Origin of the sequence: Duffyella sp. Ts4 (genome assembly GCF_051851875.1) — a bacterium.
In the GTDB taxonomy this organism is placed as follows: Bacteria; Pseudomonadota; Gammaproteobacteria; order Enterobacterales; family Enterobacteriaceae; genus Duffyella; species Duffyella gerundensis.
Genome location: NZ_JBLYPN010000001.1, coordinates 206,204 through 228,277, shown reverse-complemented (window position 1 = coordinate 228,277; position 22,074 = coordinate 206,204). Strand labels below are relative to the sequence as shown.

At 56.5% G+C, this 22,074-nt stretch carries 18 protein-coding genes; 9 read left to right on the top strand and 9 right to left on the bottom strand.

From position 1 onward, the window contains the following. Positions 1-36: 36 nt before the first annotated feature. From ACJY2L_RS01045 to rstA, 3 genes are read right to left on the bottom strand one after another with little or no spacing between them, the layout of a single operon-like run. Entirely contained in the window at positions 37-1,524 is a 1,488-nt protein-coding gene (locus ACJY2L_RS01045; RefSeq protein ID WP_439212096.1) for a carboxypeptidase M32, read from the bottom strand. A gap of 26 nt (positions 1,525-1,550) precedes the next feature. Next, positions 1,551-2,852: a two-component system sensor histidine kinase RstB gene (gene rstB, locus ACJY2L_RS01040; RefSeq protein ID WP_067430806.1), complete on the bottom strand. Its 1,302-nt coding sequence runs from the start codon at positions 2,850-2,852 to the stop codon at positions 1,551-1,553. Continuing rightward, complete coding sequence (rstA, locus tag ACJY2L_RS01035) at positions 2,849-3,565, bottom strand: two-component system response regulator RstA (RefSeq protein WP_439212095.1); 717 nt, start codon at positions 3,563-3,565, stop codon at positions 2,849-2,851. Before rstA ends, rstB begins: the two co-directional genes overlap by 4 nt. Positions 3,566-3,739: 174 nt before the next feature. On the opposite strand from rstA, the gene ACJY2L_RS01030 reads away from it, so the two are divergent. Then, complete coding sequence (locus ACJY2L_RS01030) at positions 3,740-4,153, top strand: hypothetical protein (RefSeq protein WP_067430800.1); 414 nt, start codon at positions 3,740-3,742, stop codon at positions 4,151-4,153. Here ACJY2L_RS01030 and ACJY2L_RS01025 read toward each other — a convergent pair. Together ACJY2L_RS01025 and ydgH are read right to left on the bottom strand one after the other, a co-directional pair. Then, complete coding sequence (locus ACJY2L_RS01025) at positions 4,150-5,535, bottom strand: amino acid permease (RefSeq protein ID WP_439212094.1); 1,386 nt, start codon at positions 5,533-5,535, stop codon at positions 4,150-4,152. The genes ACJY2L_RS01030 and ACJY2L_RS01025 overlap by 4 nt on opposite strands. Before the next feature lie 186 nt (positions 5,536-5,721). Then, positions 5,722-6,675, bottom strand: a complete 954-nt coding sequence (ydgH, locus tag ACJY2L_RS01020) for a DUF1471 family protein YdgH (RefSeq protein ID WP_187485997.1) — start codon at positions 6,673-6,675, stop codon at positions 5,722-5,724. Between the two features lie 774 nt (positions 6,676-7,449). Between ydgH and pntA the strand changes: the two genes are divergently transcribed. Both pntA and pntB read left to right on the top strand, forming a co-directional pair. After that, on the top strand, positions 7,450-8,982 hold the full coding sequence (gene pntA / locus ACJY2L_RS01015; RefSeq protein ID WP_439212093.1) for a Re/Si-specific NAD(P)(+) transhydrogenase subunit alpha: 1,533 nt from the start codon (positions 7,450-7,452) through the stop codon (positions 8,980-8,982). A gap of 11 nt (positions 8,983-8,993) precedes the next feature. After that, on the top strand, positions 8,994-10,388 hold the full coding sequence (gene pntB / locus ACJY2L_RS01010) for a Re/Si-specific NAD(P)(+) transhydrogenase subunit beta (RefSeq protein WP_439212092.1): 1,395 nt from the start codon (positions 8,994-8,996) through the stop codon (positions 10,386-10,388). Positions 10,389-10,449: 61 nt separating this feature from the next. Here pntB and uspE read toward each other — a convergent pair whose 3' ends face one another. Next, on the bottom strand, positions 10,450-11,400 hold the full coding sequence (gene uspE, locus ACJY2L_RS01005) for a universal stress protein UspE (RefSeq protein ID WP_439212091.1): 951 nt from the start codon (positions 11,398-11,400) through the stop codon (positions 10,450-10,452). A gap of 119 nt (positions 11,401-11,519) precedes the next feature. Then, entirely contained in the window at positions 11,520-12,272 is a 753-nt protein-coding gene (locus tag ACJY2L_RS01000) for an FNR family transcription factor (protein WP_439212650.1), read from the bottom strand. Between the two features lie 280 nt (positions 12,273-12,552). On the opposite strand from ACJY2L_RS01000, the gene smrA reads away from it, so the two are divergent. Then, positions 12,553-13,119 carry a DNA endonuclease SmrA gene (smrA, locus tag ACJY2L_RS00995; protein ID WP_439212090.1) on the top strand — a complete coding sequence of 189 codons (567 nt, stop codon included), beginning with the start codon at positions 12,553-12,555 and terminating at the stop codon, positions 13,117-13,119. On the opposite strand, the gene ACJY2L_RS00990 is transcribed toward smrA, so the two are convergent. Next, complete coding sequence (locus ACJY2L_RS00990) at positions 13,116-14,039, bottom strand: LysR substrate-binding domain-containing protein (protein ID WP_067430775.1); 924 nt, start codon at positions 14,037-14,039, stop codon at positions 13,116-13,118. The two genes, smrA and ACJY2L_RS00990, sit on opposite strands and share 4 nt — an antisense overlap. Positions 14,040-14,338: 299 nt before the next feature. On the opposite strand from ACJY2L_RS00990, the gene ACJY2L_RS00985 reads away from it, so the two are divergent. The 3 genes from ACJY2L_RS00985 to ACJY2L_RS00975 all read left to right on the top strand — a co-directional run bounded on the left by ACJY2L_RS00985 (position 14,339) and on the right by ACJY2L_RS00975 (position 19,117). Continuing rightward, positions 14,339-15,670 (top strand): MFS transporter, encoded by a 1,332-nt coding sequence (locus ACJY2L_RS00985; protein ID WP_187485995.1) that lies wholly within the window; start codon positions 14,339-14,341, stop codon positions 15,668-15,670. Positions 15,671-15,813: 143 nt separating this feature from the next. Further along, positions 15,814-17,334: a carboxylesterase/lipase family protein gene (locus ACJY2L_RS00980; protein WP_439212649.1), complete on the top strand. Its 1,521-nt coding sequence runs from the start codon at positions 15,814-15,816 to the stop codon at positions 17,332-17,334. Positions 17,335-17,461: 127 nt separating this feature from the next. Next, positions 17,462-19,117, top strand: a complete 1,656-nt coding sequence (locus tag ACJY2L_RS00975) for a methyl-accepting chemotaxis protein (protein ID WP_439212089.1) — start codon at positions 17,462-17,464, stop codon at positions 19,115-19,117. On the opposite strand, the gene ACJY2L_RS00970 is transcribed toward ACJY2L_RS00975, so the two are convergent. Next, entirely contained in the window at positions 19,118-19,963 is an 846-nt protein-coding gene (locus tag ACJY2L_RS00970) for a LysR substrate-binding domain-containing protein (protein ID WP_187485994.1), read from the bottom strand. It lies immediately after the preceding gene. A gap of 126 nt (positions 19,964-20,089) precedes the next feature. Between ACJY2L_RS00970 and ACJY2L_RS00965 the strand changes: the two genes are divergently transcribed. Continuing rightward, entirely contained in the window at positions 20,090-21,259 is a 1,170-nt protein-coding gene (locus tag ACJY2L_RS00965) for a methionine aminotransferase (RefSeq protein ID WP_067430764.1), read from the top strand. 23 nt (positions 21,260-21,282) lie between these two features. Continuing rightward, the gene (locus tag ACJY2L_RS00960; RefSeq protein ID WP_187485993.1) at positions 21,283-22,065 is read left to right on the top strand and encodes a transporter substrate-binding domain-containing protein; all 783 of its coding nucleotides are present in this window, start codon (positions 21,283-21,285) and stop codon (positions 22,063-22,065) included. Positions 22,066-22,074 lie beyond the last annotated feature (9 nt).

The following is a 22,074-nucleotide window of genomic DNA, read 5'->3' as shown; positions in this document are numbered from 1 at the left end:
GGAGAGATAAAGGCGGCCCGCAGGCCGCCGAAAAGCTTATGCGCCGAGGTAACGTGTTTCAAGATGCTGACGGAACCAGTGCGGATTGAGCGGCTCACCGGTGGCATTAACGATCAGCTGCTGTGTACTGAAACGGCTGCCGTGCTGCCAGATGTTCTGCTGCAACCAGTCGAAAATGGGCTGCAGATCGCCACTTTGGATCAGGCTGTCGAGCTGTGGCAGCGCACGTTTGACCGCCTGGAACAGCTGCGCAGCATACATCGCACCCAGCGTGTAGGTAGGGAAATAGCCAAAGGCGCCGTCGGTCCAGTGAATATCCTGCATGCAGCCGTCACGATAGTTGCCACGCGTATCAAGATTAAGATAGGCCATCATCTTTTCATCCCACATAGCAGGAATATCGTCTACCTCGATTTCCCCTTCGATCAGCGCACGCTCGATTTCGTAGCGCAGAATGACGTGTGCCGGATAGCTCACCTCATCGGCATCGACGCGAATCAGGCTCGATTTAACCCGCTGCGTCAGGCGAATGTAGTTGTCGGCATCCAGCGCGGGCTGGTCGCCGAGCTGCGCTTTGATTTGCGGCAGGATGAGCTGCAGGAAAGGGGCGCTGCGGCCGAGTTGCATCTCCATAAACAGGCTCTGCGACTCATGAATGGCGGTGGAGCGCGCCAGTGCAACCGGCTGGCCTGGCCACTGCTTCGGCAGGTTCTGTTCATAGCGCGCATGGCCCGTTTCATGGATGACGCCCATCAGCGCGCTGAGGAATTCGTTTTCGCTGTAGCGAGTGGTGATGCGGACATCTTCCGGCACACCGCCGCAGAATGGGTGCGCGCTGACGTCAAGTCGGCCCGCGTTGAAATCAAAGCCAAGCTGCTTCATTACCGCAAGACCAAGCTGACGCTGGCCCTCAACGGCAAACGGCCCCAGCGGAAAGTCGATCGGCTGCTGTGCCTGTTTTTCCTGCACTCGCTGCAGCAAATCGGGCAGCCAGGTTTTCAAATCGCCGAAGGTTTGATCGAGCTGTGCGCTGTTCATACCCGGTTCAAACAGGTCGAGCAGGGCGTCATAGCGTGAGCCGCCGTTGGCATCGGCACGCATCGCCGCTTCTTCCCGGCTGAGTTTTACCACCTCTTTCAGGTTGGCAGCAAAGCCCTGCCAGTCATTTGCCGGGCGCTGCTGACGCCAGGCGTGTTCGCAGCGCGAACCGGCGATCGATTTCGCTTCAACCAGTGAGGCGGGCAGCAGCGCTGCCTGTTGCCAGGCGCGGCGCATTTCGAGCAGGTTGGCGCGCTCCACGTCATTCAGCGACGCCTGTTCTGCTTCGTCCAGCAGCGCCGCGGTGCGTTTATCGGTGAGGATTTCATGCTGCAACACGCTGAGCTCAGCCAGCGCCTCGCCGCGCACGCGGCTACCGGCGGGCGGCATCATGGTCTGCATATCCCAGCCGGCAATAGCGGAAAGGTGGCCAAAGCGCGACAGGCGCAAAAAGGTAGCGGTTAGCTGCTGGTAGGCGGTGCTCATAACAGAACTCCCTGATTTATCTTTAATTAAACCTGCTGGATAGTACGCAAGGGTAGATCAACCGGCCAGCAAAAGCGAACGCTGGCGCCGCCCAGCGGGCTGCTTTCAATCAGTACCTCGCCATTAAATGCCAGCGCAATAGAGTGCACAATCGCCAGCCCCAGCCCACAGCCGCCGGTGGCGCGATCGCGGCTGGGATCAAGACGAACAAAGGGCTCAAACACTCGCTCGCGTTCCGCCTGCGGTATGCCGGGACCATCGTCTTCAACCTGCAAGCAGGCGAGCCCGCTGTCAAACCACAGGCTGACGCGCAGACGCTGTTGCGCATAGCGCAGCGCGTTGTTGATCAAATTATCCAGCACACGCTCCATCAGCCGGTTATCGGACAGGCCAATATTTTCACGCTGCGGCATATCCAGTTCGATATCGTGCTGCGGATTGAGCGAACGGGCATCCTCAATGCGTTCCCGAAGCCAGGCGGCGAGATCGACGCGCTGCAACTGGAGATCGACCCGGGGACGATCGAGACGCGCATAGGTCAGCAGCTCTTCAATCAGCGATTCCAGCTGGCCGATATCGCGATTTAGCGCCTGCGATTCGCTGGCGGTCAGGTTTTCACTCATTTCCAGTCGATAGCGCAGCCGCACCAGCGGCGTGCGTAACTCATGAGCAATGCCATCAATCAGCCGTTTCTTGCTGGCGACCAGGGTGTTGATATTATCGGCCATCTGGTTAAAGGCAATGCCCAACCGCAGCAGGCTGGAAGCGCTGTCAAAATGTATTCGCTCATCAAGATGGCCTTTACCAAAACGCTGTGCGGCCGCTTCCAGTTTTAACATCTCTTTCCAGTGTGGCCGCATCCAGATAAATACCGGTAGCGCCAGCGAAACGCCGATAAACGCCAGCAGCGCGATATCCAGCAGGCGCATCTCATGTAAATAGAACAGATAGGGAATCGGTCCGACCACCAGCACATAGTGGCTGCGCGGAATATGCTGCAGAAAGGTGTATTGATCGTCCTGAGCAATGATCTCACCGGCGCGCAGGCGGCGCAGCGTCGGCGGATCGAGCGTGAACTTGCTCAACGGCTCAATGTGCAGCTTAAACGACAGGTTGAGATCGAGATTCTTGATGGTTTTGTTCCAGTCACGGGGCGGGATCTCCCGCAGCTCGCTGCGCATCAGATACAGCGAGCTTTTCATCAGGTCATCCATCGACTGGCGTCCCGCGCGCTCGGCGGTAAATTTGTATACCAGCCCGACCATCATCGCCATGACCAGGAAGCAGACAAACAGCAGCAGGTAAAACTGAATAAATAGCTTTCTCATGCCGATTGCCAGGCGTGCGGCGCAAACAGATAACCTTTATTGCGTATGGTCTTGATGCGATAGGGTTCAGTGGCGCTGTCGTTGAGCTTCTTACGCAGGCGCGATATCGCGACATCGATGCTGCGATCCATGCCGTCATAGCTGACGCCGCGCAGGGTTTTCAGTAGCGCATCGCGATTAAGGATCTGTCCGGCGTGGGTCGCCAGCTCCCACAGCAGATCAAAGTCGGCGGTGGAGAGCACAATCTCTTCGTCCTGCAGCTGAACCTGGCGATTCACCGGGTCGATGCTCAACGTGCCAAATTGCAGCAGCTTGTGGCGGCTTGCCACCGGTGCAATCTCTTCGCCGCTGCTGCTTGCCTGACGCAGATGCAGGCGCAGCCGTGCCAGTAACACTGCGGGCGGCGTGGTTTTCAGAATGTAATCGTTGGCGCCCATTTCCAGCGAAAGGATATGATTCATGTCGCTGTCCAGCGAGGTCAGCAGCACGATTGGCCCCTGCCAGCTGGCGCGTAAATCGCGACACAGCGTCATGCCATCTTTGCCCGGCAGCATGATATCCAGCATGACCAGCTCAGGATTTTCCCGCTGAATCACCTCTTCAGCGCGATCGCCGCGGCCCTCAACGATGACATGAATATCATGTCGGCCTAAATAGGCGGCAATCAGCTCGCCGACTTCAGCGTCATCTTCTACAAATACAATTTTATTCATCTTTATGAGCCATGGTCACCGATTAGCGCAGCATATCCTTTCTGAGTTTGCAGCTCTATTCATCAATATTAAATAACCTGCTATCTATAGTATCAAGCCCCTGGTTTGTGCCATCATTGGCAGCTGCAAGGGTGCAGACAGCAGTTTAACGGGATGAACGTGAGGAGAGCGAGAGTGTCTGACAAGGCGCCGGTAACGGCTGGAATTGGTGGCCGCATCTGCTTCAATTATATTGATTTTCTCTCCGCCTCGTGTAAGAAACGCTGGAGCTTTGTTGATGCCATTTACGGCGTCCTGCCTATCTTTGGCATGGTGACACGTCAGTCAGCCAGCACGCCACAGGCAAACAACGACCGCCTGAAAGAATTAGCATTACAAATCATTTCTACTCAGGTCAGCGATGAGATCAATCTCGCCCGCCTGGTCACGCTGGCTGAGCAGCAGCAGATCGCTCAGTTTGATATTTTGCTGCCGTATGCGCTATCCGATAAACAGCTTGCCGCCATCCATCAGGAATATGGCAAACCGCTCGAGCTGTCGCAACAGGATGAGCGGCTTACCGTGTTAATTCCTGCCGTCGCGCACTAACGCAGCAGCATCCATACCGCCGGCACTGCCGCCGCAATCAACAGCACCATCAGCGCTTTTTCCGCGATATGCAACGGGCTGGTGCCGCGTCCACCACGACGGGCGAACAGGAACAGCAGCAGCCCCGGCGCGTAAAGCACCACGGACATCAGCAGATGCATCGGCCCCGATGCGTAGAGCAGCCACAAACCATAAATCGTCGCGCCTGCGGCAACAAACAGCACTTTAGGTTTGCCCGCCGCCACTTTCCACAGATACAGCCCAACCAGCAGATAAGGCACCAGAATCATCTCTGAGGCGATGGTCAGCAGCGTGTTGTAATCAGCATGGGTCAGGGCGATCAGAATCAGGCAAATTTGCACGCTGCCGTTGGTGAGCCACAGTGAAGCGGCCGGAGCCTGACGGGCATTTTGCTTGCTGAGTGAACGCGGGAAGGCACCCTGTTGGGCGGCAATAAACGGCACTTCAGCGGCCATGATGGTCCAGCTGAGATAGGCGCCACAGACGGAAATCAGCAGCCCAACCGCAATCAGCACATGTCCGCCACCGCCCAGCAGCAGCGCCATTAGGCCACCCATTGAAGGGTTACGCATTTCCGCCAGCTCAGCGCGCGGAATAATGCCCAGCGACAGCATCGTTACCAGCAGGTAAACCACCAGCGCCGCCAGCACCGCTAACATGGTGGCGCGGCCAACGTCGCGCTTATTGCTGGCGCGCGATGAAACCACCACCGCGCCTTCAACGCCAATAAATACCCATAACGTAATCAGCATGGTCTGCTTTACCTGCTGCCAGACTGGCTGGCCCAGTTCAATGCCGGTGAAATCGAGGCGGAACTTGTCGAGGTTAAACGCAGCAATCGCCAACACCACAAACACTGCCATAGGGACCAGCTTGCCCAGCGTGGCCAGCAGATTGATGCCCGCCGCTGTCTGTACGCCACGCAACACCAGCCAGTGCACCAGCCAGAGCAGCACCGAGGCGCCGATCATCGATTGCCAGGTGTTGCCGTCGCCGAAAATCACCCGATCGGGCGTGTCGGTAAAGAAGCTGAAGGCGGAAAAGACAATCACCAGATAGGAGACGTTGGCGATCACCGCGCAGAGCCAGTAGCCCCAGGCGGAGCAAAAGCCCATCACCTCACCAAAGCCAGCGCGCGCGTAGCTGAAAATGCCGCCGTCGAGTTCAGGTTTGATGCGGGTCAGCAGCAGCATCGCCATCGCCAGCATCACAATGCCGACGCCGGTAATCGCCCAGCCAATCAGGAGCGCGGCCGGGCTGGCCACCGCCGCCATGTTTTGCGGCAGGCTGAAAACGCCCGCGCCAAGCATCGAGCTGAGAACCAGTGCGGTTAGCGCGGTAAGACCAAGTTTTTTTTCCAAAATGCTGTCCTGCGTTGGCCTGTTATACGCCAACTGTGCCGTTAAAAATCATCTGTTCGGGGCAACGTTGCGCCGACTTATCGGCGGCTGATTCTACGGAGAGCGGCAGGCAAGTGCAATGCATGGATATGCAGAAAAGACTGGGGATGAAGCAAAAAGGGCAGCATAAATGCTGCCCGAAGTGAATTACTTGAACAAATCGGCGGTAACAGTGAGGTTACCACCGCTTTGGTTCTGCCACTGACGCGTGATGTGATAATACTTCGCGCCCTTGGCGGCACCGCGTTTCGCCACTTCTTCTGAAATTTCAGTTGGCGTGCCGAAGTGACCGGTAAAGGTAACGGTATCAAACGGCTGCATTTGCGCCGCGCTGATGGCGTTAACTTCCTGCACCGACTGGCCATTTGGCAGATTGACGGTATAACGTTTGCCGGTTGAGCTCTGTGTTTCATAAAAACGGCCCACGCTGGCGCTTGGGGTTTCTGACGAGGCAACGCCCGGCAGTTCAACCTGTTTCGCCGCCGCGCCGCCCGCCGCCAGTGCCGCTTTGCCCGCTTCTGAATCACGTGGGATCAGGTTTGGACTCTGCACCGCACGTTTCTTCGCGTCGGCTTTGTAAACATAGGCGGTAACGTACTGGTTGCCGCCGTTGTTGGCATCAATTTGACGAACGATAAAGAATGACTCCGCGCCTTTTTCTTTGGCGGCTTTGGAAATGGCATCATTCACATCGGGCTGGCTGCGATAGAACCCGCTTACTGAAACGGTATCAAACGGCTCCAGCTGATATGCCTCGGCCTTTGGCAGTTCACGTACACCGTTGAACTTGCGGTAGGTTTGCTTATCGCTGGCAGCAGGGGCATCGGCACGATAGAGATCGGCAGTCACACGCCAGTTGCCACCGTTGCCGTTGGTATCGTTAATACCCTGAATATAGTAATACGCCGCGCCCATCTCATCGGCACGTTTGGAGACCGCGTCGCTGGCGTCGCCGATGGCATTAAAACGGCCGCTGACATTAATACGTTCGAATGGTTGCAACGTGGCCGCTTTCTCTGGCGAAATCTCCTCGGCTGCCCAGGCATTTGCCGCCAGCAGCGTTAACAGGGTTGACGCCAGAATGGAATTCTTCAGCTTCATATAAAGTGTCCTTCGCCTTACGCAAAAAAGATCAAAAACGCACCGGTCTGCACCGCCCACAATATCGGCTTTTCATTTTACTGCCTCACCGTCCTGTGATTTTTCTGCCCGGCCGTGCTGTGGAGAAACGCGGTTGTCGAGAGGGTCAGTTATCTGCACGAGGGAATAGACGACGGCATCTGCGCCGCCGGAGGCGGTAGCCACCATAGCAGACGGCCGATCCCTCCGCAAGACGGCGCGCAAGGCATAATATTTATCGCTAAGCCGAGGATAAGGAATTAAATAATGTCATAAAGCGGTGATAGTGTTGCCGATCGTTTTCTCGCTTATTTCGCAATGCTTTATTGTGAAAACATTGTGCGATGTTATCTTTTTATTGATTTTCATCGCGGCAAAAAATAACAAATTACCGCGCATAAAATAACAATTTCGCAAAATATCTCCTCTGCGACGGCACATTAACCACCTGGCGTGGTTAGACTTAACGGAAAATCAGCTAACTCGCTGTTAAATATTTGTTTTTTATCAGCAGTAAATCATCTTCGACACGATTCGGCTCAGCAGAATATGTCAGTAAATAGCCCATTCACCGCAGAGCAGGATAGTGCAACGCAACAATTCGACAATATAAAGGCAAAAACTTCCTGCCTTGCGATAAGCAATAGATCGCTATCCCGAATTTCAGTAGCTTATTAACAGTTTGATACAGGTCGTATCACGCTAATTCAAAACGCTATATAACAAGATATCGTTCATTTGATGAAAGGGAACATTATGTTGATTGGTGTACCGAAAGAGCGGCTGCCCAATGAATCCCGCGTGGCGGCAACACCGAAAACGGTGGAGCAGCTGATCGCGCTGGGTTTCAGTGTGGCTATTGAAGCGCAGGCGGGTCAGCGGGCGAGCTTTGACGATCGCGCCTTCAGTGAGGCGGGCGCCAGCGTGGTCGACACGGCTACCGTCTGGCAGTCAGAGATTATTCTCAAGGTTAATGCGCCAACCGACAGCGAAATAGCGCTGATGCGCGCGGGCACGCTGCTGATCAGCTTTATCTGGCCAGCACAGAACCCAGAGCTGATGGCGAAGCTGGCCGCGCAACAGGTCAGCGTGATGTCGATGGATGCAGTGCCCCGTATCTCGCGAGCGCAGTCGCTGGATGCGCTAAGTTCAATGGCTAACATTGCGGGTTACCGCGCCATTGTCGAAGCGGCCCATGAGTTTGGGCGCTTCTTTACCGGCCAGATCACCGCGGCGGGTAAAGTGCCACCGGCCAAAGTACTGGTAATTGGTGCAGGCGTGGCCGGGCTGGCGGCGATTGGCGCGGCTGGCAGTTTGGGCGCTATCGTACGCGCGTTCGACACGCGGCCGGAGGTTAAAGAGCAGGTGCAGAGTATGGGTGCCGAGTTCCTTGAGCTGCATGTCGAAGAAGAGGCGGGCAGCGGTGATGGCTATGCCAAAGAGATGTCACCGGCGTTTATTGCCGCTGAGATGGCGCTGTTCACCGCTCAGGCACGTGATGTCGATATCATCGTCACCACGGCGCTGATTCCGGGCAAACCGGCACCGGAGCTGATTACCGCAGAAATGGTGGCCGCGATGAAACCGGGCAGCGTGATTGTCGATCTGGCAGCGCAAACCGGCGGAAACTGCGCCTTAACCCGCGCGGATGAGATCGTGGTGACGGATAACGGTGTAAAAATCATTGGCTACACCGATCTGCCCAGCCGCCTGCCGACGCAATCTTCTCAGCTTTATGGCACCAACCTGGTCAACCTGCTGAAGCTGCTGTGCAAAGAGAAAGATGGCCGCGTGACCATTGATTTCGACGACGTGGTGATCCGCGGTGTGACCGTGGTGCGCGACGGCGAAGTGACCTGGCCCGCACCACCGATTCAGGTTTCAGCCACGCCGAAAGCGGCCGCACCGAAAGCCGCGGCGGTCGAGGTTCAGCCAGCCAAACCCGCTTCCCCGTGGCGCAAATATGGCCCGATCGCGCTGGCGATTGTGTTGTTTGCTTCGCTGGCTAACGTCGCGCCCGCCGAATTTCTGTCGCATTTTACCGTGTTTGCGCTCTCCTGCGTGGTCGGTTACTACGTGGTCTGGAACGTCAGTCATGCGCTGCATACGCCGTTGATGTCGGTCACCAACGCCATTTCCGGCATTATTGTGATTGGCGCGGTGCTGCAAATTGGTCATGGCGGCTGGGTCACGTTCTTTGCTTTTGTGGCGGTGCTGATTGCCAGCATCAATATTTTCGGTGGTTTCACCGTCACTCAGCGCATGCTGAAAATGTTCCGTAAACACTGAGAGGTAACAGCATGTCTGGCGGATTAGTGACTGCAGCATACATTGTTGCCGCAATTCTTTTTATTTGTAGCCTCGCGGGACTGTCGAAGCACGAGACCTCGAAGCAGGGCAATTTTTTTGGCATGAGCGGCATGGCGATAGCGCTGCTGGCCACCATCTTCGGCCCTTACAGCGGCAATATCGGCTGGGTGCTGGTGGCGATGGTGATTGGCGGCGCAATTGGTATTCGGCTGGCTAAAAAAGTTGAAATGACGCAGATGCCGGAGCTGGTTGCGGTATTGCACAGCTTTGTTGGTCTGGCCGCGGTGCTGGTCGGCTTTAACAGCTATCTCGATCATGCACCAGGCCTGCTGCCGGTGATGGAAAACATTCATCTTACGGAAGTGTTCCTCGGCATCTTTATCGGGGCGGTGACCTTTACCGGCTCGCTTGTCGCCTTTGGCAAGCTGCGTGGCAGCCTGTCGTCGAAACCGCTGATGTTACCGCATCGTCATCGGCTTAACCTGCTGGCGCTGGTGGTGTCGTTTCTGCTGCTGCTGTGGTTTGTCAGCACCGAGAGCACCGGTGCGCAGGCGTTTGCCTTGCTGGTGATGACGATGATTGCTCTGGCATTTGGCTGGCATCTGGTCGCTTCAATCGGTGGCGCGGATATGCCGGTCGTGGTGTCAATGCTTAACTCCTACTCAGGCTGGGCGGCGGCGGCGGCGGGCTTTATGCTGAGCAATGACCTGCTGATTGTCACCGGCGCGCTGGTAGGATCGTCCGGTGCCATCCTCTCTTACATCATGTGTAAGGCGATGAACCGCTCGTTTATCAGCGTGATTGCCGGCGGTTTTGGTACCGACAGCAGTGCAGCAAGCGAAGCAGAAGAGGCGGGTGAGCACCGTGAAATCAGCGCGGCTGAGACCGCCGAGCTGCTTAAAAACAGCAGTTCGGTAATTATCACCCCTGGCTATGGCATGGCGGTGGCGCAGGCGCAGTATCCGGTGGCTGACATTACCGCGCGTCTGCGTAAGCGCGGCATTAAGGTGCGCTTTGGTATTCATCCGGTAGCAGGGCGCTTGCCTGGCCATATGAACGTGCTGCTGGCCGAAGCCAAAGTGCCTTATGACGTTGTGCTGGAGATGGATGAGATTAACGATGATTTCAGCGATACCGACACGGTGCTGGTCATCGGGGCCAATGATACGGTGAATCCGGCGGCGCAGGACGATCCACGCAGCCCGATTGCCGGGATGCCGGTGCTGGAAGTGTGGAAGGCACACAATGTCATCGTGTTTAAGCGCTCCATGAATACCGGCTACGCCGGGGTACAGAATCCGCTGTTCTTTAAAGAGAATACGCAGATGCTGTTCGGCGATGCCAAACAGAGCGTCGAGGCAATTCTGAAGGCGCTGGACGCGTAGTCAGGCCATAAAAAAACGGGGCGTTAGCCCCGTTTCCTCATTACACCGTCATACCGACAGCTTAATCCTCTTCATCATTATCCAGCTCAATCGGCGAGACAAAATCATCTGGCTTAATTGCCAGCAGATCGCAGCGTAAATGATCGATCACCTGTTCGGCAGTGTTACCGAGGAAGGCAGCAGATAAGCCGGTGCGACCGATGGTGCCCAGCACCACCACGCCAGCGTCAAGCTGCAGGGCAATCTCCGGGATCACCTCTTCAGGCATGCCTTTGGCAACGTGGGTAAACTCTTCGCCGATGCTGAACTTCTGACGCAGCGCCTTCATGGCCACCAGGTGCTGGCCGCGAATGGCGTCGTTATAAACGCTGGGATCAAAATCAGGCAGTTCGATAGCTATATTGATTGGCGTAACCGGATAGGCGCCGACTAAATGCACTTCGGTGTGGTTAACCATTTCAGCCAGCTGAGTGGTTTCGCGAATCAGCTTCTGATTCAGCGCATCATGATGCGGCTCTTCGCTGGCTAAGTTGACCGCCACAACCGCTTTGCCATTCACCGGCCACGGCTGGTCTTTCACCATCCATACCGGGCAAGGGCATTTGCGCAGTAAATGCCAGTCGGTTGGAGTGAAGATCACCGCCTCCAGTCGATCGTGCTGGTGGGTCATTTTCAGCACCAGATCGTGCTGATGGCTGAGCACTTCCTGAATAATCGCCTCGAACGGACGATTGTGCCAGATCACCTTGATTTCAATATCGACACCGGCTTCAACGTAGGCCGCTGCCTGCTCGCGAATCCACTCGGTACGCTGACTGATCACCCCTTTGCGCATGTTGGTACGCTCATCTGGCGACAGCAGGGTGGTCATTTCATAAGAGAAGTCATAGATGGGCAGGAAGGCCTTGATTTTGCCACCAATGCGTTGATTGAGGTAAACCGCACGGCGCAACGCTGGCTGATCGTCCTGCTGGGGATCGATGGCAACCAGGATATTATTGAATTTAAGCATGATGGCAACTCCTTACTCCAAAGCTAGTCTGGTTTAAAGATAGCCTAAGTAGAGTCGCGGAAGAAGTGAAAAAGTTCCAGCCGGATCAATAAAATAACATTTATTGATCCGGCACGGAATCAGGCTGCGCCGCGGCTTTGTCCAGCCAGTTCAGTCAGCATAGCGTGATTTTCGATGGTGATATATTTGCCTTTCACCGCCAGCATACCGCTCTTCTGAAAACGTCCGAGCAGGCGGCTGATGGTTTCCACGGTCAGGCCAAGATAGTTGCCGATATCGCCGCGCGTCATGGTCAGACGAAACTCGCGCTGAGAAAAGCCGCGCTGGCCAAAACGGTGCGACAGACGCCAGACAAAAGCGGCCAGACGCTCTTCCGCGTTCTTTTTCGACAGCAGCAAAATCATATCCTGATCGCCTTTGATTTCGCCGCTCATCAGTCGCATCATCTGCTGACGCAGCGCCGGCATCTTGCCAGAGAGGTCATCGAGCGTCTCAAAAGGAATCTCGCACACCATGGCGGTTTCCAGCGCCTGCGCAAAGCTTGGATGCTGCGCATTGCCGATGGCATCAAAGCCGACTAAATCCCCGGCGAGATGAAAACCGGTGATCTGCTCGTCGCCCTGTTCGGTGATGGTGTAGCTTTTGATGGTGCCGGAACGAATGGCGTAAAGTGAACGCAGTTCGTCGCCCGCCTTGAACAGCGTCTGGCCTTTTTGAATAGGCTTTTTGCGCTCAATAATATTGTCCAGTTGATCCAGTTCGTGTTCGTTCAGAGTGAAGGGAATGCAGAGTTGACTAATGCTGCAATCCTGGCAGTGGATTGCACAACCACCAGATTGAATGCGCCGAATAATTCTCTTTTCCGGGATCATAATGTACGCTCGACGATAATTGACTGACATCAATTTTAACATTTTCCCCTATCAGAATAAACCGATAGCCGGACAGGAAGGCATATAAATTACAGGGATTTTTTGATTAAAAAGCCCACGGTTTGATCTGAGATAAGGTTTTCTTATTTTATTGCCAATTGCGAGCGTCGCCGAGAATTCTTCGGTTGCCAGTTGAGGCAATCCGGCGGGGTTTGCTAAACTTTCGCGGTTGTCTGTGCATCAGCCCACAGCGCAGGCCTTAGCGGCGTGAGAGGAAACCATGATCCTTGATGATAAAAACCTGTTTCTGGACGCCATGGAAGACGTCACACCACTGAAAGATTGTGCCAATATTCACTGGCTGAAATCACCTACCCCCAAATTAACGCGTGCGCAACACGAGCAGGCGCTGGTAGATAACTTTCTTACTCGCGATTTTATTGATGTGGTCCCGCTGGATACACCGCTGGAATATAAAGCGGAAGGCATTCAGCAGGGCGTGCTCGATAAACTGCGGTTAGGCAAATATCAGCTGGACGCCAGCCTGAATCTGCGGCGTCAGCCAGTGGAGAGCTGCCGTCAGGCGTTGTTCAATTTTATGATTCAGGCGCGCAAGGACAATTTGCGTAACCTGCTTATTATTCACGGCAAAGGGCGCGATGACGAATCGCACGCTAATGTGGTGCGCAGCTACCTCGCCTGTTGGCTACAGCAGTTTGAGGAGGTGCAGACTTACTGCGCCGCACAGCCGCATCATGGTGGCTCGGGCGCGCTGTACGTGGGCCTGCGTAAAAGTGAGCAGGCGCGGCTGGATAATCGCGAGCGGCACGCCAAGCGCAGCCGTTAGCCGGAATGGCATTTGCGGATGGTCGCCAGTAAAATCTCGCCGCTCAGGGTCAGCGCGTGGCCGGTGCGGGTAATGATGCCCACCGGCTCGCCGGGACCGCTGGAGGCGATCGGCAGCGCAACCATCGCGTTATGCGTTAAATCTTCCTTTATTGCGCCAGAAGGCACAAACCAGACGTAGTTGTAACGCTGCGCCAGCTGCCGTGCCAGCGAGGTCGATGAGGTCTCCACGCAGTGCGTTGGCAGTGAACATTGCTGCTCAGCCATCATCGCTTCTGCAATGCGACGCGGTGCCGTGCCCTCCGGCGAAATCACCACCGGCCACTGCAATGCCCGTGACAACGTCACGTTGTCGTTGAGCAGGGGATGATCGGGCCTGACCACCAGCTTCAGCGATTCGAGAAACAGCAGTTCATAGGTGAGGCCGGTCATCATGTCGGCGTCCGCCATGCGCCCAATCGCCACATCAAAATCACCGCCTTTCAGGCCCGCCAGCAGCACGTTGTTATGCAGCGTGGCCACCTGAACGGTGGTTTGCGGTTGCTGTTTGTGAAAGCGATCGAGAATCAACGGCAGCATGCCCATTGCTGCGGTAGTCAGTGCGCCAAGGCGAATAATTTCTGGCTGGCCTTCCACCGCCGGGCTGAAGCTTTGCCCGGCATGATTCAGCGCGTCAAGCACCCGTACGGCATGGGTGAGAAACTGTTCACCCATAGTAGTGAGCTGCGCGCCAAGTCGGCCCCGTTCGAACAACCGTGTCCCGGCCAGCTCTTCCAGCTCGTTAAGCGTTTTGGAAAGGGCAGGCTGACTAAGATTCAGCGTCTCTGCGGCGCGGCCTAAAGTGCCTTGCTGCGCAACGGCAACAAAGGTGTATAGGTGGCGCAGGCGGATGCGCTGATTAAAAATATAGTTTTTGTCCATAGCTGCAAATTAGTGAATGCAGGGCCGGTCAGGCAAGCAACAAAACTCTGTTTTGTTAACCTTATTGCAAAATATATTTAACATTTGCGCGTCAGCGTCAAAAATAGCCGTAAAAGAGAGACTTAGCTCAAAATCCACCTCTGCTGCATAAAAGCCAAATTATTAACCTTTTGGAATACAGCAGCTTGAAACGCTGTTGCTTTGAATAATTCTCATTATTATTAAAATCCGCAGGCGGGATAGTTAACGATCCGCTATCATAGCGGCCAAATTTTTTACCAAAACTGATGGCGGTAAAAATGCTATTTCCAGGCGCGAGCCAGGCTGAGGCGATTGATGTTCGCCAACTTATTAATCAGAGCGCGTTGAGCGCCTGGCAGAAAAAAATCATCGCACTCTGTTTTATCGTGGTGGCGCTGGATGGCATGGATATCGCGCTGATGGGCTTTATCGCGCCGTCGTTACGCGCTATCTGGCAGGTCAGCAATCACCAGCTAGGTATGGTGATCAGCGCCGCGCTGATTGGCCTGGCGTTGGGCGCGATTTTTGCCGGGCCGCTGGCCGATCGCTACGGCCGTCGCATGATTATCATCTTCAGCGTGTTCTTTTTTGGCCTGTGGACGCTGGCCACCGCCATGGCCAATTCCATCGAACAGATGATGCTGTTCCGCTTCCTCACCGGCCTGGGGCTGGGCGCAGCGATGCCCAACGTCGGCACGCTGGTGGCAGAGTTTTCCCCCGAGCGTCGGCGCTCCTTTATTATTACCGTGGTGTTCTGCGGCTTCACCTTTGGTGCGGCCGCCGGTGGCTTTGCGGCTTCGTGGCTGATCCCGCGCTATGGCTGGCACTCTGTGATGCTGTTGGGCGGCATTCTGCCGCTGCTGGTGTTGCCGCTGCTGATCCTCTTTTTGCCGGAATCGGTGCGCTTCCTGATTTCTCGTCACGCACCCGCCGAGCGTATTCATCAGATTCTGTCGCGTCTGCTGCCGGGCACCACCCAAGTGGGCGATCGTTACTGTTTGCCCGATCCGCGCACTCAGCAGCAGGGCGCCATCAGCACCGTATTGTCGCAGCAATACCTTTTCGGCAGCCTGATGCTGTGGGGCAGCTATTTTATGGGGCTGTTTCTGGTTTACCTGATTGGCAGCTGGCTGCCAACGCTGGTCAATAACGTCGGCATGACGGTCACCGAAGCGGCGATTATTACCGCCATGTATCAGGCGGGCGGCACCGTTGGATCGCTGTTTGCGGGTTGGCTGATGGATCGTTTCAACGCCAATCTGGCGCTGGCCGCGATCTACTTTTGCGGCGGCATCGCCATCGTGACGCTGGGCTTCAGCCCGGCGCATGCCGCCATCATGAGTGGTATCGCCTTCTGCAGCGGTTTCTGTTTCAACGGTGCTAATACCGGCATGAACGCGCTGGCCGCCAGCTATTATCCCACGCATGCCCGCGCGACCGGCTCCAGCTGGATGCACGGCGTGGGCCGCATCGGTGCCATTCTCAGCGCCTTTGCCGGTGCTGAAATGCTGACGCTCGGCTGGAGCTTCAGCCAGGTTTTCCTGCTGCTGGCGATCCCGGCGGTATTAACCACGCTGATGCTGATCGCTAAAAGCCGCTTTGCCAGCTGATTTTTTTGCCCGCTTCATCCGAAAGCGGGCCTGCTCTGTTGCCAGCCAGTCTCCCCCCGACTTACTCTGCAAATCGCCCCACAACATGGACAAGACCGCTGCTGACGGAAATAATAAGCAGAGGTAAAGCCATGGAACAGAAAATGAAAAATCAGCAGCACATCACGGTGAATACCGCCGAAGGCCAACTGGCGGGCACCGCCGAGGGAGAGATCGCGGTATTTAAAGGCATCCCTTACGCCGCGCCACCGACAGGCGAACGTCGCTGGCGACCACCGGCTGCGGTCACGCCCTGGCACGGTTGCCGTGATGCGTTGGCCTGGGGCAGCGCCAGCTGGCAGAGCCGTGAGGTGTGCATGGAAATTGGCGGCGGCGATCCCGCTTTGCCGGATGAAGACTGTCTCTATCTTAACGTTTGGACGCCGGAGATTGAACCGGTTCGCCCTTTGCCGGTGATAGTCTGGATCCACGGCGGCGGCTACGCGCTGGGTGCTGGCTCGCTGGCACCCTACAGCGGTAAACCCCTGGCCGCGCGCGGCGTGGTGATGGTGACCCTTAATTATCGCCTCGGCCATCTCGGCTTTTTTGCACATCCGGCGCTGGATGCGGAATATCCGGCGGGCAAAACCATCAATAATTTTGCGCTGCTCGATCAAATCGCCGCGCTGCAGTGGGTGCAACGCAATATTCCCGCTTTCGGTGGCGATCGCCACAACGTCACCATCATGGGTGAATCTTCCGGCGCGCGCAGTGTGCTGTCGCTGTTTTGTTCGCCGCTGGCGCAGGGGCTGTTTCACAAAGGCATTGTGCAGAGCGCCTATGCACTGCCCGACGTATCACGCACTGACGCGCTGGCGTTAGGCGAAAAAGTTGCCTGTCATTTCTCCCTTGAGCAGCCCAGCGCCGAACAGCTGCGCGCGTTGCCTGCCGAGGCGTTGACCCTGCTGCCGCCGGGCATGCGCATCGGGCCGACGCCGATTGCCGGGGATGCGGTATTGCCGTTGCCCATGCTCAAGGTGTTTGCCCGCGCCCGGCAACATAATTTGCCCATATTGATCGGCAGCAACAGCGACGAAAGCAGCGTGCTCGACTATTTTGGCGTAAACGCCTCGGCGCTAGTGGCGGATCTGCGTCGTCGGCAGCGGCCGGTTTACAAGCTGCTGAACTGGATGTATGACCTGCATGACGATCGCGCGCTGGGCCGGGCAGTATCACGCGATATGGCTTTTACCGCGATGAGTCAGCTGGTGGTTGCCGCGCAGTGCCGGGTGGGCATGCCGGGCTGGCGCTACTGGTTCGACTATGTTTCCGAACGCTCGCGCGATCTCTGTCCTGACGGCGCGTGGCACGGCGCGGAGATCGTCTATACGCTCAACACGCTGGATCAGATGCCGGCCATTGAAGCCGGTCGGGAAATCACCGACGGCGACCGCGCCTTTGCCGAAGAGGTGAGCCAGTACTGGCTTAACTTTGCCCATTACGCCACGCCGTTCTCCTCAACGCTGGACGGCAAGATCGCGTGGCCTGCCTGGCGACCGGATAATGACATCACCCTCTGTCTGGGACGACAGGGCGAAGCTCATATCTCACTGAAAGAGAACTTTATGAAGCGTCGGCTGCGTATTCTGTCGCTGTTTCGTCAGGCGATGGTAAAACTCAAGTAACCACACTGATGTCGCGGGTAAATAGTGCCGCGACGTTTTCTCTTATGTTTTCCTTCTTTGCTGCCGATAACCTGCTTAATCCCGCGTGTATCGGGCAATAACAGTATGGGTCAGCAAGGAACTCATTATGGCAATTCTTAAAAACTTCTCTATTCGCAGTGTCATGTTGTGGATACTCGGCGTTTTTTGTCTTCTTTGGTCAGGGGTTGGTCTCTACAGCGTGCATGCGCTGGGTAAGCTGGGCGATGGTAATACTGTTGACCGTCAGCTGGTGTCGCAAATGACCCTGCTGAGCAAAGGCAATGACCAATATTTTCGTTTTATTACGCGCCTGGCGCGGGTGATGGACGGTGCCGCTGCCGGTAAAACACCGCAGGCCGCCGATTACGCGCCAGCCGCTGCCGCGCTTGATGCGATGGAAGCACAGCTGGTGAAATTTAAAGCGGGCGCGCCTGGCCCGATGGACGCGGCGACGTCAGCTGCGGTGATCGACAGCTGGCAGAAGCTGCTTGATGCCGGCATTGTGCCACAGATGACACTGGCCAAAAGTGGCGATCTGGCGGCGTTTCGCACGCACGCCAGCAACGTAACGCCGGCACTGAGTCGCGCTTTCGGCGCCAGCGCTGAGCAGTACAATCAGCGTGCCAGCGAATTGCTCGATCAAACGCGCGTTACGGTCGATCGTCTGACCGATATCACTAAATCGATCATCATCGCGGCGGTGGTTTTTGGCCTGGTGATCCTGCTGTTCACCGATCGTTATCTGGTCACTATGCTGGTGCGTCCGCTGGATAAAATTCGCCAGCATTTCCAGTTTATTGCCGATGGCGACCTCAGCCATCCGGTACAGGAATTCGGCCGCAACTGCGTCGGCAAGCTGGTGCCGTTACTCAACGCCATGCAGGATAGCCTGCGTGATGCGGTGAGTGCCATTCGCAGCGGCACCGACAATATCTATCGCGGCGCGGCCGAGATTTCGATGGGCAACAACGATCTCTCCTCACGCACCGAACAGCAGGCCGCCGCGCTGGAGCAGACCGCAGCCAGCATGGAGCAGCTCACCGCCACGGTGAAGTTCAACGCTGACAACGCGCAACAGGCGAGTAGCCTGGCACAGACCGCCACTAAAACCGCCAGCAAGGGCGGCGAGCTGGTCAATGACGTGGTGCAAACCATGCAGGAGATCACCGGCAGCTCGAAGAAAATTGCTGAGATTACCAGCGTGATCAACAGCATCGCCTTCCAGACCAATATTCTGGCGCTGAACGCGGCGGTAGAAGCGGCGCGCGCCGGTGAGCAGGGCCGTGGCTTTGCCGTGGTTGCCAGCGAAGTGCGTAATCTGGCGCAGCGCAGTGCCGGTGCTGCCAAAGAGATCGAAACGCTGATCAGTGAATCAGTACAGCGCGTCGACAAAGGCTCTCAGCTGGTGAATGCCGCGGGCAGCACCATGGATGAGATGTTAAAAGCGGTGTCTGACGTGAATGAGATCATGAAGCAGATCGCCGACGCGTCGCACGAGCAGAGCAAAGGCATTTCGCAGGTGGGCACCGCCGTGGCGGAAATGGACAGCGTGACGCAGCAGAACGCCTCGCTGGTGGAAGAAGTTTCCGCCGCCGCCGGTGCGCTGGAGCGTCAGACCGAAGAGCTGCAGCGTTCAGTGGCGCGTTTCCGGCTGGCACCCCAGGCCGCTGCGGCACCGGTTGCCGCTCCGCAAACACCATTGCGTCCGCGTCTTGCGCCCACTGCCGCTGCCAGCAGCAGCGATGAGTGGGTGTCGTTCTGATTAATTGCCCTGCAGCCAGGCGATCAATGCCGCCTGGTTTGCCGTGGTCTCCTGGCGCCGATACAGTACGCTGTAGACGGCGCCGGTTTTCACGCTGGCGCTGAACGGCGCATGCAGTCGGCCGCTCGCCAGATCGGCCTGAATCAAGGTGACATCGGCAACCGTCACCCCAAACCCCTGAATCGCCGCGCTGATCGCCAAATCCATAGTATCAAAGTATTGATTACGCGCCATTTTCACCTCGGCCCGCTGCGCCTGCAGCCATAAGCGCCAGTCAATATCATCCTGCGTCGGGTGTAAAAAGGTCAGCCGGGAAAGCGCCGCCAGCGACAGCGTGTCGCCATCCAGCAGCGAGCGGCTCACCACCGGCGTCAGTGTCTCTGCAAACAGCACATCGGCCTGATCCAACGGGGCACCATACAGAATGGCGGCATCAAAGCCGTCCAGCTGCTGGCTGTGATCGAGCGTCGTGGTCAACGCCACTTCAATTTCAGGATGCTGCTGTTCAAACGCCATCAGCTTAGGTAGCAGCCAGCGCAGGGCGCAGGTGGGCGCTTTCAATGTCATGCGGGCGCTCTGGCTGGTGGCCTTATCGGCGGCGTCGGCAATCAACGCAAAACCCTGATTCAGCTCGGGCAGCAACGCCGCACCGCGCGAGGTGAGATAAAGTCCGCGCGCATGGCGCTCAAACAGCGAAAACCCCAGCCAGGCTTCCAGCGCGGCGATTTTACGGCTCACCGCACCCTGCGTTATGCAGAGTTCCTGCGCGGCGCGCGTCAGGTTGAGATGGCGGGCAGTGACCAGAAAGGCGTGCAGGGCGTTCAACGGCAGCGGGCGACGAGGCATGATCATCCTTAGCTATGAGTTTTTTGCATGGCTATTATGACAACATATCAGTTGTCGCCTCAAGCACAAGGTCGTTGAATAGCTAATCAATTTTACGCTTATCTTATGCACTCCGCGGGAGCCATTATGACCCTGTCCTCAGCCGTCGCGCCACGTTCGAAGTTACCCGACGTCGGCACCACCATTTTCAGCGTGATTGGCCAGCTCTCCGCACAGCACAACGCCATTAACCTGTCGCAGGGCGCGCCCAATTTCCCGTGCGATCCGCTGCTGGTTGAATCGGTCAGCCGCGCGATGCGCGAAGGTCATAATCAATATGCCTCGATGCTCGGTTTACCTGCGCTGCGCGAAGTGCTGGCAGAAAAGGTGCTGGGTCTGTATGGCCGTGACTACGATGCCGGCAGCGAAGTATTAATCACCGGCAGCGCCAGCCAGGGACTCTATATGGCGATTGCTGGACTGGTGCACGCCGGTGATGAGGTGATTTTCTTTGAGCCGGCGTTTGACAGCTACGCGCCGGTAGTGCGTCTGCAGGGCGCCACGCCGATCGCCCTCAAACTGCAGCAGCCCGATTTCGCCATCAACTGGGACGAGGTGCGTGCGGCAATCACGCCGCGCACGCGGATGATCATTATCAACACGCCGCACAATCCCAGTGCGCAGGTACTGAGCGATGCCGATCTGGCGCAGCTTGCCGCGCTGACCCGCCACACCGACATTGTGGTGCTCTCCGACGAAGTGTATGAGCACATTCTGTTTGATGGCCGTCGCCACTGCGGCATGGCCACCCATGCGGAACTGGCCGAGCGCAGCGTGGTGGTGTCGTCATTTGGCAAAACCTTTCACGTTACCGGCTGGCGCGTCGGCTACTGTCTGGCACCCGCCGCGCTAATGGAGGAGGTGGTTAAAGTCCATCAGTTCATGATGTTCTCCGCCGATACGCCGATGCAGGTCGGCTTTGCGGAATATCTGCGCAATCCGCATACCTGGCTGTCGCTTGGTGAATTTTATCAGCGCAAGCGCGATCTGCTGGCGCAGGCGCTGGGCGACTCGCCGTTTAGGCTGCTGCCTTCCGCCGGTTCATTCTTTATGCTCGCCAGCTACGGACATTTCAGTGACGAAAGCGACAGCGAAATGGTAAAACGTCTTATAGTCGACCACGGTGTGGCGACTATTCCGCTGTCGGCATTTTACACCGACGGCACCGATAACCGGCTGATTCGTCTCTCCTTTGCTAAAGATGATGCTACCTTACTGCTTGGGGCACAGGCGCTGTGTCAGGTACTGCCTCGTTAACCACCTTACCGCAGGGAAAATCAATGAAAAAGTTAAGTGCACTGTTTGTGGCTGTGGGTCTGTTTTCATCGGCTTCTGTCCTGGCGCAGGAGACGCTGCGTTATGGCGTGGAATCGCAGTATCCGCCGTTTGAAAGCCGTAACGCGCAGGGTGAGCTGGAAGGGTTTGATATTGAACTGGGCAATGCGATCTGCAAGGCGGCGGCGCTCTCCTGCAGCTGGGTGGAGAGCAGTTTTGATGCGCTGATTCCGGCGCTGGCGGCTAAAAAGTTTGACGCCATTAACTCAGCGATGAACATCACCGAAGCGCGGGAAAAGAGTATCGCTTTCACCAAACCGGTGTACCGCATTCCGAGCATGCTGGTGGGCAAGGCGGATTCCGGGCTGAAACAGGCCACGGCGGAAGGCTTACAGGGTAAGAACATTGGCGTGCTGCAGGGCTCGATTCAGGAAACCTACGCGAAGAAACACTGGGAGCCAAAAGGCGTAACCGTGACCTCGTATCAGGATCAAAATCAGGTCTATAACGACATGATCGCTGGCCGTCTCGACGGCACGCTGGTGATGTCAGCCGCCGGTCAGTCTGGTTTTCTCGATAAGCCGCAGGGCAAAGGGTTCGCCTTCATCGGCAAGCCGGTAGAAGATGACAAAATCCTCGGTAGCGGCATCGGCTTTGGTCTGCGCAAGGATGACAGCGCGCTGAAGCAGCAGCTGGATACGGCAATCGACAAAGTGCAGGCGGATGGCACGCTGACCGCGCTGGCGAAGAAATATTTCCCTGGCATTGACGTCGCCACCGGCAAATAACAAAAGGGG